Origin of the sequence: Psychrobacter sp. SHUES1 (genome assembly GCF_001652315.1) — a bacterium.
Taxonomy (GTDB): domain Bacteria; phylum Pseudomonadota; class Gammaproteobacteria; order Pseudomonadales; family Moraxellaceae; genus Psychrobacter; species Psychrobacter faecalis.
Map to the genome: position 1 here is coordinate 1 of NZ_LXWA01000101.1, position 3,025 is coordinate 3,025.

Consider the following 3,025-nt stretch of genomic DNA (forward strand, 5'->3'; position numbering starts at 1 on the left):
CCATCATGCTATTGTCGTCAGCAAAGGGGGTTAGATATGAGTCTGTGTGTTTAATGACTAGTGTCATCTTAATCCAACTGAATCAAGGATTAAGGTGATATCGAAATAATTAGACTTGATACAAACCACTTGGGTGTTGTATGGTCAAGCCAAACGAGCAATTAGTACAGGTTAGCTACACACATCGCTGTGCTTCCACACCCTGCCTATCAACGTCCTAGTCTTGAACGGCTCTTTAGGGAAATCTAATCTTGAGGTGGGCTTCCCGCTTAGATGCTTTCAGCGGTTATCCCATCCGAACGTAGCTACCGGGCAATGCCATTGGCATGACAACCCGAACACCAGTGGTTCGTCCACTCTGGTCCTCTCGTACTAGGAGCAGATCCTCTCAAATTTCCAACGCCCACGGTAGATAGGGACCGAACTGTCTCACGACGTTCTAAACCCAGCTCGCGTACCTCTTTAAATGGCGAACAGCCATACCCTTAGGACCTGCTTCAGCCCTAGGATGAGATGAGCCGACATCGAGGTGCCAAACACCGCCGTCGATATGAACTCTTGGGCGGTATCAGCCTGTTATCCCCAGAGTACCTTTTATCCGTTGAGCGATGGCCCTTCCATACAGAACCACCGGATCACTAAGACCTACTTTCGTACCTGCTCGACTTGTGGGTCTCGCAGTTAAGCGCGCTTTTGCCTTTATACTCTATGAACGATTTCCGACCGTTCTGAGCGCACCTTCGTACTCCTCCGTTACTCTTTAGGAGGAGACCGCCCCAGTCAAACTACCCACCATACATTGTCCTCGGTATTGTTATACCTGAGTTAGAACCCCGACATGACCAGGGTGGTATTTCAAGGATGGCTCCACCAAGACTAGCGTCTCGGCTTCAAAGCCTCCCACCTATCCTGCACAAGTCAGGTCAAAGTTCAATGTAAAGCTGTAGTAAAGGTTCACGGGGTCTTTCCGTCTAGCCGCGGGTACACAGCATCTTCACTGCGATTTCGATTTCACTGAGTCTCTGCTGGAGACAGCGCTGCCATCATTATGTCATTCGTGCAGGTCGGAACTTACCCGACAAGGAATTTCGCTACCTTAGGACCGTTATAGTTACGGCCGCCGTTTACTGGGGCTTCGATCAAGAGCTTCGCTTACGCTAACCCCATCAATTAACCTTCCAGCACCGGGCAGACATCACACCCTATACGTCCACTTTCGTGTTTGCAGAGTGCTGTGTTTTTAATAAACAGTTGCAGCAGCCTGGTATCTGCGACTGCCAACAGCTCAAGGAGCAAGTCCTATCACCATCGGCAGCGTACCTTCTCCCGAAGTTACGGTACCATTTTGCCTAGTTCCTTCAGCAGAGTTCTCTCAAGCGCCTTGGTATTCTCTACCTGATCACCTGTGTCGGTTTAGGGTACGATTCGTTTATAACTATTGCTTAGAAGCTTTTCCTGGAAGCATGGTATTTGCCACTTCACGGTACAAGTACCGCTTGCTATCAGATCTCAGCCGTATTACAGTCCGGATTTGCCTAAACTGTAAGCCTACATCCTTTCACCTGGACAACCAACGCCAGGCTGACATAACCTACTCCGTCCCTCCATCGCATTATAAACAAGTATCGGAATATTAACCGATTTCCCATCGACTACGCCTTTCGGCCTCGCCTTAGGGGTCGACTCACCCAGCCCCGATTAACGTTGGACTGGAACCCTTGATCTTCCGGCGTGCGAGCTTTTCACTCGCATTATCGTTACTCACGTCAGCATTCGCTCTTGTGATACCTCCAGCATGCTTTACAACACACCTTCACAGGCTTACACAACGCTCCCCTACCACTTGAAAACAAATTCAAATCCGCAGCTTCGGCTCCTAGTTTGAGCCCCGTTACATCTTCCGCGCGGGCCGACTCGACTAGTGAGCTATTACGCTTTCTTTAAAGGATGGCTGCTTCTAAGCCAACCTCCTAGCTGTCTATGCCTTCCCACCTCGTTTCCCACTTAACTAGGAATTTGGGGCCTTAGCTGGCGGTCTGGGTTGTTTCCCTCTCCACAATGGACGTTAGCACCCACTGTGTGTCTCCCGGATATCACTCATCGGTATTCGGAGTTTGCATCGGTTTGGTAAGTCGGTATGACCCCCTAGCCGAAACAGTGCTCTACCCCCAATGGTGTTCGTCCGAGGCGCTACCTAAATAGCTTTCGGGGAGAACCAGCTATCACCGAGTTTGATTAGCCTTTCACCCCTATCCACAAGTCATCCCCTGGCTTTTCAACGACAGTGGGTTCGGTCCTCCGGTGCCTGTTACGGCACTTTCAACCTGCTCATGGATAGATCACTCGGTTTCGGGTCTATACCCTGCAACTAATCGCCCTATTAAGACTCGGTTTCCCTACGGCTCCCCTAAACGGTTAACCTTGCTACAGAATATAAGTCGCTGACCCATTATACAAAAGGTACGCGGTCACCCTAATAAATTAAGGCTCCCACTGCTTGTACGCACACGGTTTCAGGTTCTATTTCACTCCCCTCACAGGGGTTCTTTTCGCCTTTCCCTCACGGTACTGGTTCACTATCGGTCAGTCAGGAGTATTTAGCCTTGGAGGATGGTCCCCCCATCTTCAAACAGGATTTCTCGTGCCCCGCTCTACTTAATATGTTAACGCTAATGTTTCGAATACAGGACTATCACCTACTACGGTCAGCTTTCCCACGCTGTTCTTCTACATTAGCATTAATCGGCTTCTCCCCGTTCGCTCGCCGCTACTAGGGGAATCTCAATTGATGTCTATTCCTAAGGGTACTGAGATGTTTCACTTCCCCTCGTTCGCCTCTTATATAAATATAAGATAGCTAGCTTATGCTAGCTGGGTTTCCCCATTCAGAAATCTCCGGATCACAGGATATTGCCGCCTCCCCGAAGCTTATCGCAGGCTGTCACGTCTTTCATCGCCTCTGACTGCCAAGGCATCCACCATGTGCGCTTCATTACTTGACCATACAACCCCAAGTAGTCTTTCG

General features: G+C 49.7%; 1 rRNA gene. It reads right to left on the minus strand.

Annotation, left to right across the window (positions count from 1 at the left end):
- Nucleotides 1-140: 140 nt before the first annotated feature.
- Nucleotides 141-3,002: ribosomal RNA gene (locus A7325_RS12420) — 23S ribosomal RNA — on the minus strand.
- Nucleotides 3,003-3,025 lie beyond the last annotated feature (23 nt).